The 14,084-nt window shown below is 71.7% G+C and carries 13 protein-coding genes; 4 read left to right on the top strand and 9 right to left on the bottom strand.

The genetic code is table 11. The features are described 5' to 3' along the window. Nucleotides 1–64 precede the first annotated feature (64 nt). The gene (gene trhA / locus ACZ6N8_RS06140) at nt 65–742 is read right to left on the bottom strand and encodes a PAQR family membrane homeostasis protein TrhA (protein WP_466007918.1); all 678 of its coding nucleotides are present in this window, start codon (nt 740–742) and stop codon (nt 65–67) included. Between the two features lie 107 nt (nt 743–849). On the opposite strand from trhA, the gene ACZ6N8_RS06135 reads away from it, so the two are divergent. Genes ACZ6N8_RS06135 through ACZ6N8_RS06125 form a run of 3 tightly spaced genes read left to right on the top strand, consistent with a single transcriptional unit; the run spans nt 850 to nt 3,090 of the window. Then, the gene (locus tag ACZ6N8_RS06135; RefSeq protein ID WP_466007916.1) at nt 850–1,497 is read left to right on the top strand and encodes a 5-oxoprolinase subunit B family protein; all 648 of its coding nucleotides are present in this window, start codon (nt 850–852) and stop codon (nt 1,495–1,497) included. Beyond that, entirely contained in the window at nt 1,494–2,357 is an 864-nt protein-coding gene (locus ACZ6N8_RS06130; RefSeq protein ID WP_466007915.1) for a 5-oxoprolinase subunit C family protein, read from the top strand. The genes ACZ6N8_RS06135 and ACZ6N8_RS06130 overlap by 4 nt, the downstream gene beginning before the upstream one ends. Then, a complete protein-coding gene (locus tag ACZ6N8_RS06125; protein ID WP_466007913.1) occupies nt 2,341–3,090 on the top strand; it encodes a LamB/YcsF family protein in 750 nt (249 codons plus the stop codon). Before ACZ6N8_RS06130 ends, ACZ6N8_RS06125 begins: the two co-directional genes overlap by 17 nt. Nucleotides 3,091–3,093: 3 nt before the next feature. Here the strand turns inward: ACZ6N8_RS06125 and ACZ6N8_RS06120 are convergent, their stop codons facing one another. Then, nucleotides 3,094–4,932: an NHL domain-containing thioredoxin family protein gene (locus tag ACZ6N8_RS06120; protein WP_466007912.1), complete on the bottom strand. Its 1,839-nt coding sequence runs from the start codon at nt 4,930–4,932 to the stop codon at nt 3,094–3,096. 909 nt (nt 4,933–5,841) lie between these two features. On the opposite strand from ACZ6N8_RS06120, the gene ACZ6N8_RS06115 reads away from it, so the two are divergent. Beyond that, entirely contained in the window at nt 5,842–6,804 is a 963-nt protein-coding gene (locus ACZ6N8_RS06115) for a hypothetical protein (RefSeq protein WP_466007910.1), read from the top strand. Nucleotides 6,805–6,889: 85 nt separating this feature from the next. On the opposite strand, the gene ACZ6N8_RS06110 is transcribed toward ACZ6N8_RS06115, so the two are convergent. The 7 genes from ACZ6N8_RS06110 to ACZ6N8_RS06080 all read right to left on the bottom strand — a co-directional run bounded on the left by ACZ6N8_RS06110 (nt 6,890) and on the right by ACZ6N8_RS06080 (nt 13,916). Next, a complete protein-coding gene (locus tag ACZ6N8_RS06110) occupies nt 6,890–7,465 on the bottom strand; it encodes a hypothetical protein (RefSeq protein ID WP_466007908.1) in 576 nt (191 codons plus the stop codon). A gap of 580 nt (nt 7,466–8,045) precedes the next feature. Continuing rightward, nucleotides 8,046–8,186, bottom strand: coding sequence for a hypothetical protein (locus ACZ6N8_RS06105; RefSeq protein ID WP_466007906.1), 141 nt, complete (start codon nt 8,184–8,186; stop codon nt 8,046–8,048). 65 nt (nt 8,187–8,251) lie between these two features. Beyond that, nucleotides 8,252–9,046, bottom strand: coding sequence for a hypothetical protein (locus ACZ6N8_RS06100; protein WP_466007904.1), 795 nt, complete (start codon nt 9,044–9,046; stop codon nt 8,252–8,254). Beyond that, the gene (locus tag ACZ6N8_RS06095) at nt 9,043–9,357 is read right to left on the bottom strand and encodes a hypothetical protein (protein WP_466007902.1); all 315 of its coding nucleotides are present in this window, start codon (nt 9,355–9,357) and stop codon (nt 9,043–9,045) included. The genes ACZ6N8_RS06100 and ACZ6N8_RS06095 overlap by 4 nt, the downstream gene beginning before the upstream one ends. 87 nt (nt 9,358–9,444) lie before the next feature. After that, a complete protein-coding gene (locus tag ACZ6N8_RS06090; RefSeq protein WP_466007901.1) occupies nt 9,445–10,992 on the bottom strand; it encodes a recombinase family protein in 1,548 nt (515 codons plus the stop codon). Between the two features lie 43 nt (nt 10,993–11,035). Further along, entirely contained in the window at nt 11,036–11,164 is a 129-nt protein-coding gene (locus ACZ6N8_RS06085; protein WP_466008356.1) for a hypothetical protein, read from the bottom strand. Nucleotides 11,165–11,288: 124 nt separating this feature from the next. Beyond that, nucleotides 11,289–13,916, bottom strand: a complete 2,628-nt coding sequence (locus ACZ6N8_RS06080) for an LppU/SCO3897 family protein (RefSeq protein ID WP_466007899.1) — start codon at nt 13,914–13,916, stop codon at nt 11,289–11,291. Between the last annotated feature and the right edge of the window lie 168 nt (nt 13,917–14,084).

The following is a 14,084-nucleotide window of genomic DNA, read 5'->3' as shown; positions in this document are numbered from 1 at the left end:
CCCTCGTTCGCGAACTCCGGGGTCCCGCAGCGTGGCGGGGCCCCGGCTCGCGTTATCCGGCGGGTCAGGCGAACAGCGCGAAGTAGATCGCGATGTGGTGGCAGAGCGCGGCCAGCAGGGTGCAGGCGTGGAAGAACTCGTGATGCCCGAACACGGTCGGCCACGGGTTGGGCCGGCGCAGGGCGTAGAACACCGCGCCGATGCTGTAGATCGCCCCGCCGACGACCAGCAGGACCAGGGCCGCGACGCCGCCGCCGTGCAGGATCTCCGGCAACATGGCCACCGCCACCCAGCCGAGCGCCAGGTAGAGCGGCGCGGACACCCAGCGCGGCGCGTGCGGCCAGATCAGCTTGAGCGCCACGCCGGCCAGCGCGCCACCCCAGACCAGGGCGAGCATGATGGTCGCCTGCCGGGTCGTGAGCAGCATGACGCAGAGCGGGGTGTACGTCCCGGCGATGAACACGAAGATCATCGAATGATCCATCCGGCGCATCACCTGGTAGCCACGCTTCGACCACACGCGACGGTGGTACAGGGCGCTGGTGCCGAACAGCCCGCAGACCGTCAGGCTGTAGACGACGCAGCTCACCAGTGGCGCCCAGCCCGGACGGGTGGCGGCGATCGAGCAGAGCACGATGCCGGAGACCAGGGCGACGAAGAAGGCGTACGTGTGCAGCCAGCCGCGCATCCGGGGCTTACCGATGTCGACCGGCTTCAGGCGAAGCGGGGCGGAGGTGGTCACCCCATCAGGTTACGGCACCGTAGGTTACCTGCAAGTAGTTGCTGCGGTGACGCGTGGCACCGTCGCCGTGAACACCGCACCGACGGGCCATCGGCGAAGATGAGCCGATGCGGATCCGACCCGTCGGCGCGCACGCCCTGCTGCTCGACTGCGCCGACGCCGACCCCTTCGAGGCCGACCTGGTCGAGGCGTGGCGGGCCGAGCTGTGGCACCGCCGCGACAAGGGTGACCTGGCCGCCGTCGAGATCGTGCCGGCGGCCAGCACCGTCCTGCTCGACGGCCTGACCGACCCCGCGGCCACCGCCGGGCAGCTGTCCCGCTGGGCGCCGGCGATCACCGCCGCGGCAGCCGCCCGCCCAGACGAACGACCACACCACGCGGAGGTCGTCGTCCCTGTCGACCTCGACGGACCGGACCTGTCAGCCGTCGCCGGCCACTGGGGTGTCGACGTTCCGGCGGTGGTGCGGCGTCTGACCGGCACCCGGTTCCGGGTCGCCTTCTGCGGCTTCGCACCCGGGTTCCCCTACCTCACCGGCCTCCCCGCCGAGCTGGCGTTGCCCCGACTGCCCACGCCCCGGCCCCGGGTACCGGCCGGTTCGGTGGCTCTGGCCGGGCCGTACGCCGGCATCTACCCGAGCGCGTCCCCAGGCGGTTGGCTGCTGGTCGGTCGGACCGAGCTGGTCCTCTTCGACGAGCACGCCGACCCACCGGCCCGGCTCCCCCCGGGCACCGAGGTGCGGATGGTGGCGGCGTGACCGGGCACACCGAGATCGAGGTACTGCGCGCCGGAGCCCTCACCACCGTGCAGGACCAGGGCCGGCCCGGCTGGGCGCACCTCGGCGTACCCCGGTCCGGCGCGCTCGACCCGGCCGCCCTGCGACTGGCCAACCGGCTGGTCGGCAACCCCGAGCAGGCCGCCGGGCTGGAGATCACCCTGACCGGCTGTGTGCTGCGGCCGACCCGGGCCACCACCGTCGCCGTCACCGGTGCCGAGGTGCCGGTGCAGGTCGGCGAGCGGCCCGGCGACACCGGACGTCCACTCAGCGTGCCGGCCGGGGCGATGCTGCGGATCGGCCCGGCACGTCGGGGCGTACGGAGTTGGCTGGCCGTGGCGGGCGGGATCGACGTACCGCCGGTGCTCGGCAGCCGCTGCACCGACACCCTCTCCGGGCTCGGCCCGCCCCCGCTGCGCGACGGTGACCTGCTGCCCGTCGGTCGGCCGCTCGGCGACCCCGCGCCCGTCGACCTGGCCATCGGCACGGCGCACCCGCCGGAGCTGTGCCTGACCGTGCGCCTCGGCCCCCGCGACGACTGGTTCACCCCTACCGCGCTCGACCTGCTGTTCGGCACCCCGTACACAGTGAGCCCGGTGAGCAACCGGGTCGGCGCGCGTCTCGCCGGCGCGCCGCTGCCCCGCGCGGTCGCCGGCGAACTGCCGAGCGAGGGCATCGTGCTCGGCGCGGTGCAGGTGCCGGCCGACGGCCAACCCCTGGTCTTCCTGGCCGACCATCCGACCACCGGCGGATACCCAGTCATCGGGGTGGTCACCGACGTGACAACGCTCGCGCAGGCCCGGCCAGGTACTACCGTCAGATTCCATGGACCTCAACGCTGACCTGGGCGAGGGATTCGGCATCTGGCGACTCGGCGACGACGACGCGCTGCTGGACCTGGTCACCTCCGCGAACGTCGCCTGCGGCTTCCACGGCGGCGACCCGTCCACCATGCGGCGGGTCTGCGAGGGCGCCGCCAAGCGCGGGGTCGCGGTGGGCGCGCAGGTCGGCTACCGGGACCTGGCCGGCTTCGGCCGGCGGCGCATCGCGTACGACTTCGCCGAGCTGCGCGACGAGGTGACCTACCAGCTGGGGGCGCTCGACGCGTTCTGCAGGCTCTTCCGCACCCGGGTCCGCTACCTCAAGCCGCACGGCGCGCTCTACCACGCGGCAGCCACCGACGAGTCCCAGGCCGCCGCGGTCGTCGCCGCGATCTGCGGCTACGACCCCGAACTGCCCGTCCTCTGCCTGCCCGGCTCGGTGCTCGCCCAGCTCGCCGTCGGCGCGGGCCTACCTGTGGTCGCCGAGGCGTTCGCCGACCGCGGCTACCTGCCCAACGGGACGCTCGTGCCGCGCGGCACCTCCGGCGCGCTGGTCACCGACCCGGAGGAGGTGGCCACCCGTGCGGTACGGATGGCCACCGAACGGACAGTCGTCGCGGTGGACGGCACAGTCGTCCCCTGCCCGGTGGACTCGATCTGCGTCCACGGCGACACACCGGGCGCGGTCTCCGCCACCGAACTCGTCCGCGCCAGCCTGATCGACGCCGGGGTCACCCTGGCCGCGTTCGCCTGAGCGCTACGCGTCCAGACCCCGCAGCACCAGCGGAAGCCGTTCCGCCGCCCCGTCGACCACCCGCACCGGTACGCCCCAGTCCTGCCGGGTCAGGTGGCAGGCCGCGTGTTCGACGTCCGCGTCGCAGGTCGCCGCCTGCGCTGTCACCTGGAGCACCCCGCCGGAGACCTCGCCGTTGAGCACCAGCCGGCGGGACAGCTCGGTGCCCGTGCCGGCACCCTCCACCAGCAGCTCCGGCGGCGACGCGGAAACCACAAGCCGCGTCGACGGCCCGTACGTCTCGTCGAGCTTCTGCCCGGGCGCGGGCGTGAAGACGATGTCCAGGGTGACCTCGCCGGACGCGATGTCGGTGGGCTTGCGCTCGGTACGGTGCCGGGGTCCGTCCACAGTGCTGGCACCCGCCGCGGACAGCGCGCCCGGGGCGAGACGGGTCAGCCGGTGCGCCGCGGACTCCACCACCAGCACCTCACCGGCAGGCGTCAGCACCAGGTCGCTCGGCTCGGCCAGCCCGTCGGCGACGGTGGACACCTGGTTGGTGGTCGGGTCGAACCGACGCACCGCACCGTTGTACGTGTCGGCGATCAGCACCGAACCGTCAGGAAGCGCGCACACCCCCAGCGGATGCTGGAGCAGCGCCGACTCCGCCGGCCCGTCCACGTGCCCGAAGTCGAACAGGCCCTGCCCGACGGCGGTGCCCATCACCCCGTTCTCGATGTACCGCACCGCGCTCGTCTCGCTGTCGGCGATCCACAGCCGGACGCCGTCAGCCGAGACGGAGAGCCCCGACGGCTGCGCCATCCACGCCTCGGCCAGCGGGCCGTCGCGCAGCGCCTCCACAGTCGTGCCCGCGTACATGCCGGCGGTCCGCTTGATCGGGTCGAACCACCAGAGCTGGTGGATGCCCGCCATCGCGATGATCAGCTTGTCGTCGTACCAGGCCAGGTCCCACGGGGAGGAGAGGTCAACGGCCAGCGCGTCGTGCGCGTGGTCGTCGACCGACGCGCGCCACTGCCTACCGCTGCCGGCCACGGTCACCACCTCGCCGGTCTCCAGGCGTACGCCGCGCAGCAGGTGGTTGACCGTGTCGGCGACGACCAGGTCGTAGCCGGCCACCTCGGCGACGTGCGTGGGCAGCACGCAGAGGCCCTGCGGCTCGGAGAAGGACGCCGCGCCGACCGGCCCGTCGGCCCGACCCCGCTCGCCCGAGCCGATCCGGCGCACCAGCGACTCGCCGTCCGGGGCCAGCTCGACAAGCGAGTGCCGCGCCGAGTCCGAGACCACCAGATTGCCGTCCGGCAGCACCACAGCCTTGCCCGGGAAGCGCAGCGTGGTGTCCGGCGCGGGCGGCGGCACGTACGGGCCGTCACCCCGGTGCAGCGTGCCCTTGGCCTCGTGGGTGGCGATCAGCTCGTCGATCAGGCGGGCCAGCCCCTCGGCGTGCCCCTCGCCGGCCATCGTGGCCACCACGTAACCCTCGGGGTCGATCACCGACAGCGTCGGCCAGGCCCGGGCCGCGTACTGCTGCCACATGTCCATCTCAGGATCGTCGAGGACCGGGTGGTGCACCCCGTACCGCTCGACGGCGGCGGCCAGCGCGTCGGCGTCCTTCTCGTGCTCGAACTTCGGCGAGTGCACGCCGATCACGACGAGCACGTCGCCGTACTTCTCCTCAAGCGGGCGGAGCTCGTCGAGCACGTGCAGACAGTTGATGCAGCAGAAGGTCCAGAAATCTAAAATGACGCAACGACCTCGAAGGTCCTGCAATGTCAGGTTTTGTCCACCTGTGTTGAGCCACTGCCTGCCCCGGAGTTCGGGCGCACGGACGCGGGGTGCGGTTGCCATATCGTCAGCCTGCCACGCCGCGCCGGGTCGGTCGTCGTGACCCGGATGACAACTGGCCGTGGGCTTTCTCGCCCGCGTCGCCCTCGTTGCGCTCCCGCCGCTTCGCGGCTTACTCGCGCCTTGCCTGACGCAAAGTCAGGCGTACCGAGCCAACGCCGGGCGGCACTGGTGACCGGCCACCGGCCGCAGCGTTGGGCGTGGGTCTGCGAGGAGTGTAATAGCCATACCCATGCCCCGACGCCCGGATCACGCTCGCGGCTGGAGACTCATTGGCGGCGGCGACCTATCTCGCAAGTCAGTTCGTGATTGCCGTGAATGATCTTCCTGCGGTGCCGGTGGTCGACCTGTACGCGCGTTTCTTCCTGTCGGTGCCCGTGCGGAGACACAACTCGTCCCGAAGGCACCCCACATAGCCCTCGCTCCATAACCCCAACCAGGCATGACAGAACCAGCTTGCACCCCATCGATACGCTCGTTCGTGGGGTAGGAACCTCCTCCCGCCGTAGCCCCAGGCGGCGGACCGGAAGCTAGCGCCGGTCCGGGTTCGTCAAATCCCTTGATGGGAGGCGGCGGCCCGAGAGGAATCCGAAATGCGCTCCATGCGCAAACCGAGAGTGCGGCGACGGGAAAGGGCAGGTCAAGATCAGGCACTACGAAGAGTCGACGGGGTCGGACGAGTCATCGAGACTGCGTTGAAGATCGCGTACCTGGTTCTGCTCATAGCCGGTCACTGGTACTGACGGTTCGGTCGAGGACCCCAGGCGGTTCCTCTACCCGTGACGGGGGCTCCACTGTCCGACGGGAGCCCCCGTCACCTAAAAACAAGTCTCCCGCCGGATACTGGCCCGGGTTCCGGCCACTGAGAGGGGCGCTCCGCGTGAAGTTGACCCGCCGGCGCAGAATCACATGGTGCGTCTCAAGTGGCCAAGTCGCCGTTCTCTTTGGGTAAGCATCCCGACCATCACGGGCATCGGAACGTTGCTCGCTGCCTTCGCTCTGACGTCAGACGGTCTTGGCGACTGGATAGCCGGCGTCCTGGTCAACATCGGCGCGTCCGTGATCCTGATCGCTCCTGTGTACCTACTGACCAAGCGCTTGGACGAGCGCATCGAGCAGGTTAGCTCGGAGACGCAGTCCAGCGTTCAGGCGTTGACGGATCGGGTCGAGACCTTCGAGCAGGACGTAGAGCGGCGCATCGATGATGTCGCTGCGTCGGTGACCGCGCGGCTCGTGCAAGAGAGCCAGGCCGACGCCGCAGCCTTCGACGCTCTTGGAAGCACGCCTTCACGGGACGCAGTCCTGCTAGCACTTCGGCGCGCCAGCGAGCTGGGTCTGATCTCGCAGCAGCGCGGGCCGCGTGTTTGTGTGTCTGAAGAATGGCGGCTCTTCGTTCAGGTCGGGTACGACGAAAAGCCCGACTACTTCCGGGGTGAAGAGGACATCACGTTCACGGCAGAGGCATACGACGGCACCCCGTTGGACGTGGTCCCTTGGGGCGAGGATGAAGACGTTGAGACTGTGCTAGTCAAGCTGGGCCGCGTCCTGCAGCGCAACGCGACAGGTCATCAGCTAGATGTGAAGGCCCTCTTCGAAGGTTTGAACGAGGCGCTGGCCGTTGCCCAGACTGATCCCGAGCGGCGGCCAATTTGGCAACTATGCCCTCCGCAGTGGGCGGTGACCGCGCACGGGATCATCACTTACGGTGGCTGGCCGCACTATGGTGCATCGACGGATTCGCTGGAGTTGAACAGCCACCTCAGGACCCACATAGCCGAGAAGACCTGGGTGCACGAAGACTCGGTCGACGAGGCGGTTGCTGTAGCCCTGGCGCTGAACAAGCAGCGGCATCTAGGCCCATCTTTCGGACGTTAGGGCCCGGCGCGGGAGTGGCCGACGCTGCGAAGCCGGGCCTCGGCGTCCTGCCGCAGGAGGCTGCCGCCGCGACCTACAGGGCTACCTATTCGTCCTCCAGTAGCTCGACAGTAATGATGGGCTCTTCGCCGATCCTGACCACCGCCCGCCTCGTAGACAGCAGCCCGTCCGAGGGAAAAGACCGCGACAAGGGGGAGCGGGTGCGGAGGACACGAGGGGGTGCCGTCTCGTCGACTGACCCTTGCAGGATGCCGTAGGCCTCTTCCTCGGTCGGACCGTTGATCAGGTTGTCGGATTCAAGACGTGCCTCGCGCTCACGAAGGTCCATGCGGTGCGTTTGCCATTCCATGATCTTCGTCAAGATCCGCTCGAAGACGATCAAACCACTAATCGCCCAAGCCGCCGGTGCCGAGTTGGCCACGATGGTTCCGAGGACCGCATCGAGCGGGCTTTCAAGCCTGAGTCGATGTACCCGCAATTCGTCGCCAGCTCGGTACCGAAGAGTTGTGGAGCGGCTGCCTGCGCCGACGCTCGCGGCGAATAGCCAGACCTCACCCAGAGCGTCGAAGTAACTTCCTAGCGATTCTGTGCTCGGCTGTCCAAGATCCGCCACAAGGTGGACGGCCGGGGATCTGAGGGCAGTTTCGGTTCCCATCGACACGCGCACATTGAACCATGAGTTAACGCTAGCCTCCCTCCGGGCGCAGCGGTCCCTTAACGGCCCACCACTAGCATGCGATGACGTTGAGGCAGGCCTGTACGAGACCGATGCCTCTCGCTGAGGGCTCAGTGCGTCTCGGGTGGAGCACCATCCGGGGGTGGCCGTTCGTGAAGCGCGGGGATCGCTTACCAGACTTTGAGGAAATGGACACTTAGGACACCCGCGGTGCCACGGCCGAGGGCAGGCTACCGAACATGGCGACAAGCCGTCCGTAACCCTTCCGAATGCGATCTCTCTGCCCGTACAGACCGGGAGGCGCTACGCCGCTTCGGTGAGGGGAGGCATCGAAGGGGGCACTCCCCCATCCCTTCTAGGGATCACGCTCGGTCACGGCTCTCTCGTCCGGTCTCGCGAGCGACGACCGAAGACGCCGAGGCGATCCCATGGCAAGGGGCCGCCGGGGTCGGCCCACATGGGCGGGCACCCTGCGGGGTAGGCCCGGCACGGGGAGGGCTAGGCGGGGCGGGTACGGCCGAGGGCCCCGGGTCGATCCCCAGGGCCCTCGCGCGGGTGGTGCTGGTCAGCGCTCTCGCTCGAAGTGCAGCGGGTAGCCGCTCGCGTGCCGGTTCCGGAACGCTTGCTTACGGGCCGGGGTAGCCGCGTCGAAGAGGGCCCGCCAGATGTCCCGGGTGACCTCCATTCCGCCGGGCATGTTCAGCATGTCGGCGGACGGAACCGTTCCGGGATCACACTGGCGCAGTCTGCCGAGCGCCTGGTGAACCTCGTTCAGAAGATCGACGGGCTCCCGTGTCGCGCCTCGGCGCTGCGGTAGAGCTGCGTCTTCGACGCGTCCAGAAGGTCCGAGAGAATGCCTGCCCGTCGAGCTTCGGTGACCCGCACGCCGGCCCGTTCGAGGTCGGCCGCCAAGGCGAGAGACCGAAAATGCGCAGCCTGGTTCAGGATTCCTTCGGCCCGCCCGGCAGCCTCGTAGGCGGCCTGGGTGGCGGCGGATGCCGCGTCGAGCGCAGGCCCGAAGCGGTCGATCACCTCGGCGGCCCAGCCGGTGGCGTAGCCGGCGGTCAGCTTGTCGGCCCGCTTCGCGGCGGCGGTCGCCTCAGCCTGACGGGCGTCGACCACGCGGGACAGGATCGCGACTTCGACAGCCTCGTCCGCCTCGCTGATCGCCGCCGGGATCTTCGGCCGGGGCTTGCCCTGGGCGGCTGCGCGGCCCGCCGCACTGATCGCGGCGTCGCGCTTCGCGCGGGAGTCGCGAGCCTGATCGCGGTAATCGTCCACGGCGTCCACGGCCGCGACCCACGCGGCCCGCTTTGCGTCGTACTCGTCCAGCGCGGCGGTGAAGTCGGCGGGGACCTCGACGCCGGCCGGCGGGGCGTACGGCTCGGCGGGCTCCCGGAACTCGCCGGCCATGTGACCAGAGCCGTTCACCGGGCGCGTTCCGTCAGGGCTATTCGCCATGGTCCACGCGTGTACATGACTAAAGCTGGCCCAGCCGGCCGCAGCGCCGACGACGAGCAGGATCAGGACCAGCAACGCGCCCTCGGCGCGTTTGGTGCGGTTCATGCGGCGGGCAGGCTACGCAGGTAGGCCGGAACGTCTGCCAGGGTCACGACCGGCACGCCGTGAAGCGCGGCGTAGACGGGTTCGGGGAAGTCCTCGGCCCCGGGCAGGGTCACGACGACGTCAGCCGCGCGGGCGGCGTCCATGTCGTCGGCGACCAGGGCGACGAGGTCGTCAGCGTCGGTCGGATCAGCGTCGGTCGCGGTGACGACCAGGTAGCCGGCGTCCAACAGGGCGGCCACGGCGGCGGCGAGCCCGTCGGCGGCCTCGGCGGGAGCAGCGATGTAGACGCGGGGGTCAGTAGGGTTGAACACAGCGAACCTCCTGGGGTTCGTTAGGGCCCTGGTCGGCGGCGGAATCGCTCGGCCGGGGCCTGTCTGATGCAGTTGTGGTGGCTGGTCTCAGGCGTCGGCGGGCACAGGCTCGGGCTCGTCGGCCCAGGTGAAGCGCAGACGCGCGGCGGGGTCGAATCTGTAGCCCCGGCGGCCCCCGGCGGGCGTGATCGTTACGGCGTTCAGGGCCAGGCCGAGAAGGTCGCGCCGGTCGGGCAGAGTCGCGGCGTCCCAAGCTTCGCGAGCTAGAACCGGATCAAGTAGCGGGCTGATGTCGGCCTCGGGCAACGGGAACTCGGCGAGGTTGCGACGCAGCCCGGCGACGCGGGCGGTCAGGCGTTCGTGTAAACGGGTCCAGCGCTGGATCGCCTCGGGGCCGACGAACTCGCCGCGCAGGTATCGGGCGTCTTCGAGGTCGACCAGGGCGGCGTTAGCGTCGTCCAGGGCGGCTGTGATGGTGGCGCGCTCGCGGATCACGGCGGGGTCGTGGCGGGCGACCCATCGTTCGGCGACGGCGTCTAGCAGTGGGTCGCCCGGCTCGGTCGCGGCGAGTCGGTTTATGAAGCCGTCGACCACGGCGCGGTCGACGGCGGGGATCATCGCCGTGGTGTGCGCCGGACACGGGCGGCCGAGGCGGCGGGCCTGGCAGACGTACGACTGACCGGCGGCGGACATGCGGCCGGCGCAGCCCCCGCAGCGCAGGTACCCGGTTAGGAGGTGGGCGACCTGCGCGCGGACCCCCCTGGAGCGGCCCGACTTGTCGGCGGCGGTCCGCTGTTCGAGGAGGCGAACGGCCTGTAGTTGCTCGGCCGGCGTGATGATCCCTTGGCCGACCTCGACGGCCTCGCCGGTCTCCGGGTCGCGCCACGGGACGACCTTCGCCGTGTACTTCCCGTCGCGCTTGATGGTCTCCGGGAGTAGCCCGGCGAACGCGGGGGACTTGAGCAGAGTAGACAGCGTCCCGACGGCCCAGCTACCGCCCCGCGGCGCGGGGATCTCCCGGGCGTTGAGGTCGCGCGCGATCCTCACCAGCGGCTCGCCGGACAGGGCCCGGTCGGCGATCTCGCGGGCGGTCGGCGCGGTGCGCGGGTCGTGGTCTAGCCGACCGTCCTCGCCGACGGCCAGGCCGTACGGCGGCTGTCCCCCGATCCACCGGCCGAGAGTGCGAAGGTGGGCCTTCGCGCTGGCGACGCGAAGGCCGATGTTCGCGGATTCGCTGCGGGCGACCTCGGACAGGAGGGCGAGCACGAGCCGGGCCTGAGAGTGCGACGTGTCGAGGCCGTCCTGTACGAAGACGATCCTCCCGCCGACCTTCTCGACATCGTCGAGGACCTGACCGACCTGGCCCATGCCACGCCGGGACAGGCGGTCAACCTTCCACACGACCAGCGTCCCGACGGTGCCGGTCGTGAGGGCAGATACGGCGGCGTCGAACCCGGCGCGGTCGACGGCCTTAAAGCCGGACCGGCCCCGGTCGATGTGAACGCTGCGGACCTCTAACCCGGCGCGTACGGCCCAGGCCCGGCAGTCGGCCTCTTGGCGTTCGATTGCCGTCTTTCCCTCACGGTCGAGGGACAGGCGTAGGTATAGATCAGCGAGGTGTTCGTGGTGGGACATGGCGAGGACGCTAGGCCCTCGGCGGATGAGTTACAAGCTTCTTCTAGGACTTCCAGAAATCCGCCAGGACGATCTTGCCGCGCAGGTCCTGCAGGCTCAGGTCCTGGCCGCCTGTGTTGAGCCATCCCCGGCCGCGTAGCTCCGGCGCACGTACACGCGCTGTCGTTCCCATACCTGTCAGCCTGCCACGCCCCACCTGCCCGGCCGCCGTGACCCGTCACCTGATCACCGCCACCCGCTCGGCGTACGACGAAGGCGGGGCCACGGACGTCCGTGGCCCCGCCTTCACCGTGTGTCTACGGGGTCGCCGGCTTGAGGCAGAGCACCCGGTTGGCGCCGTCGCCGGGCAGCACCACGTACGGCTGAGTCGTGTCGGTGCACTTCTCCTTCGCGTCCACCTTCGAGACGATGGTGAACGCGCCCGCCTCGCCGCAGTCCGCCGCCGAGGCGCCGTCACCGGACTTCTTCACGCAGGTGCCGACCGCCGGGTCGAACGCCGGCGCTTCGTCGCCGCCGCCGAACTTGCCGAGCAGCATCAGCAGGCCGAGCGGCACCGCCAGGATGAGCACCGCGGCGATCAGCACGGCGGCCAGCACCCGGCCGTTGCGGACCTTCGGCGTCGGCGCTTCGACCTTCGGCTCCTCGGCGTCCGGCTTGAACGCGTCGAAGCGGCCCTGCTCCTGCTCCTGACCCCAGGAGGACGGCGCGGACGGCTGGGCTGCCGGCGGGAACGCTGGCGGGAAGCCGGCACTCGGTGCCTGGTCGGCGCTGGGGCCACCGAACGGCGGACCGCCGAAGCCCGGCGCCCCGTTGACGGTGGCGGCGCCGGCGGCCGGTGCTGCGGCGCTGCCGAACCGGTCGGCCGGTCGCTCGGCGCCGGCCTGCGGCCGGACCCCGTTCACCTGTCGGTTGTTACCCGGCGCGTCGACGAAGGACGGCACACCAGGTGGGAACGCCGGAGGTGCGGACGGAGCCTCACCGAACCCGTTCGGCGTCGACGGCCGGTCCCGGTCGTCGAAGCGCGGGTCCGGCGTGGGCTCGCCACCCCAACCCGGGGCGGCCTGCCGGTCCGGACCCTGCTGCCAGTCCGGCGCGCCCTGGCGCTCCGAGCCGTTCTGCCAGTCGGGGGCGGCCGGCGGGTTCTGCCAGTCCGGTGCGCCCGGACGCTCGGAGGCCTGCTCGGCCGGGAAGGCGTCCTGCTCCGGCTCGTTCGCCGGCTCGGGCGCGGCGGGACGGCCGTACACCCGTGGCTGGGGTGCGGGCGTGCCGGACGGCCGCATCGCCTGGTCCGTCGGGGGCATCACCCGGCTGGCCAGCGGCACCGAGGCGCTCGCCGAGGCCCGGCCGACCGCGCCGGCCGCCGACTCGGCCTCCGGCGCCGGTACGACCGCGCGACCCGACTCGGGGGAGGTACGCGGGGCGGGCACCACGGCACCGCTCGCGGGAGCCTCCTCGGCGCGACCCCAACCGGCCGGCTCCGCCTCGTAGTGTGCGGCCGCCTCCGGCGTCTCCCGCTCGGCGTACGCGGGCTGTTCGGGGATCGGGGCGTACTGGTTCTGCGGCACGAAGTCGGCGGGCGGGGCGGCGGCCAGGCTGGCACCCGGCACGCGCTGCTCCTGCGGCGGCAGCGGTACGGCGTTGGCGGGCGAGATGCCCGGCGCGGGCGCGGGCTGGTAGATGGGCGAGTCGTCGCGCTGGTCCGCCTCCCAGCCGCCGCGGGACTGGGCGGAGGCTTCCGCCTCGGCGCGGCCCCACACCTCGCCGGGCGCCCACGGCTGGATCTCCGCCGAGCCGCCACCGCTCTGCGGGGCCGGATTGTCCGGAGCGGCTGCCCAACCGGGCGTGCCGTCGTTGCCGGGCACGCTGGCGCTGGCCCGGGCCGGAAGGCCGGGCTGCTCCGGCGGGGTCCAGCCGCCGCCGGCCTGCTGCTCGGCCTGGGGACGTCCGGCCTGCTGGTCCTGCTGTGCGAGCACCCAGTCGGGCTGCTGCGGACGCGCCTCGGCCTGGCCACCCCAGGCGGCCGGCTGCTGGGGCTCGTCCTGCTGCGCGTCGGCGTTGTCGCCCCAGTTGGCGGGCTGGGCCTGCTGCTGCGCGGCCCAGCCGCCGGAGCGGGCCGGGTCGTCCTGGCCCGGCCAGTTCGTCGACGGTGCCGGCACCTGGGCGGCGCCGCGCGCGGCGGCCGGCTCGGCCTGCCCCCACGCGGGGGCCTGCTGCTCGGCCGGCTGGGAGGGCTGGCCCCACGACGGGGGCGACTGCTCCGCCGGAGTCCACGATGGCTGGTCCTGCTGGCCCGCCCCTGCGGGCCAGCCACCGGACTGCGCCGCTTCGGGCTGCTGCTCGTCGCCGCGCCAGTCGCCGGCGGCCGGGCTGACCTGCGCGGGAGTGCCCCAGCCACCGGAACGGGACGGGTCCTCCTGTGCGGGCCAGGCGGTGGTGGCCGGCGGGACCTGCGCGGCGCCCCTGGTGGTCGGCTGGGCCTGCGCCCAGTCGGGCTGCTCGGCGGCGCCGGCGGCCCAGGTGGGCGCGGTCTGCTCGGGCGGCGTCCAGCCCTGCTGCGGCGCGGCCCACTGGGCGGGCTGCTGCGGGCTGTCGGGGGTGGGGTTGTTGCCGGCCCAGGCGCCGGACTGCTGCGGCTCGCTCGCGCCACCGCCGGTGGCCCAGGCGGGCTGTGCCGGCTCGGCGGGCTGCGGCGCGGCGGCGGCACCCCAGGCGGGGTTCGGCTGCTGCTCGGGCTGGTTGGCCCAGGCCGGGGTGCCCTGGTTCGGCTGCGCCGGCGGGGGTGGCGCCCAACCCAGGTCGGGGCCGGCGGCGCTGTAGCCGTTGTCCGGCTGCGCCGGGCGGTCGCCGTACGGCGCCGGTCCGCCGGCGCCCGGTGACACCTCGTCCGGCTCCTGGCCGGGACGGTGCGGGCCCTCGGACGTCATGGGTGCGCCTCCTCCATCACATGTCGGCCGCCGGTGCCGATCGGTCTCCTCGGCATGGCTGCCGGCGTCACCGGCGTGCCGGCTCCCCGCACCGTATCGGGTGGCAGCACGGGGTGTCCAAGGAGCACCGCCCGTCACTCCGTGTTGCCGAGTGGTGTCGAGCAGCTT

It is taken from the genome of Micromonospora sp. NPDC047521 (genome assembly GCF_055587305.1).
The sequence above is the reverse complement of the archived record's forward strand: the minus strand, read 5'-3'. Positions and strand labels throughout refer to the sequence as shown.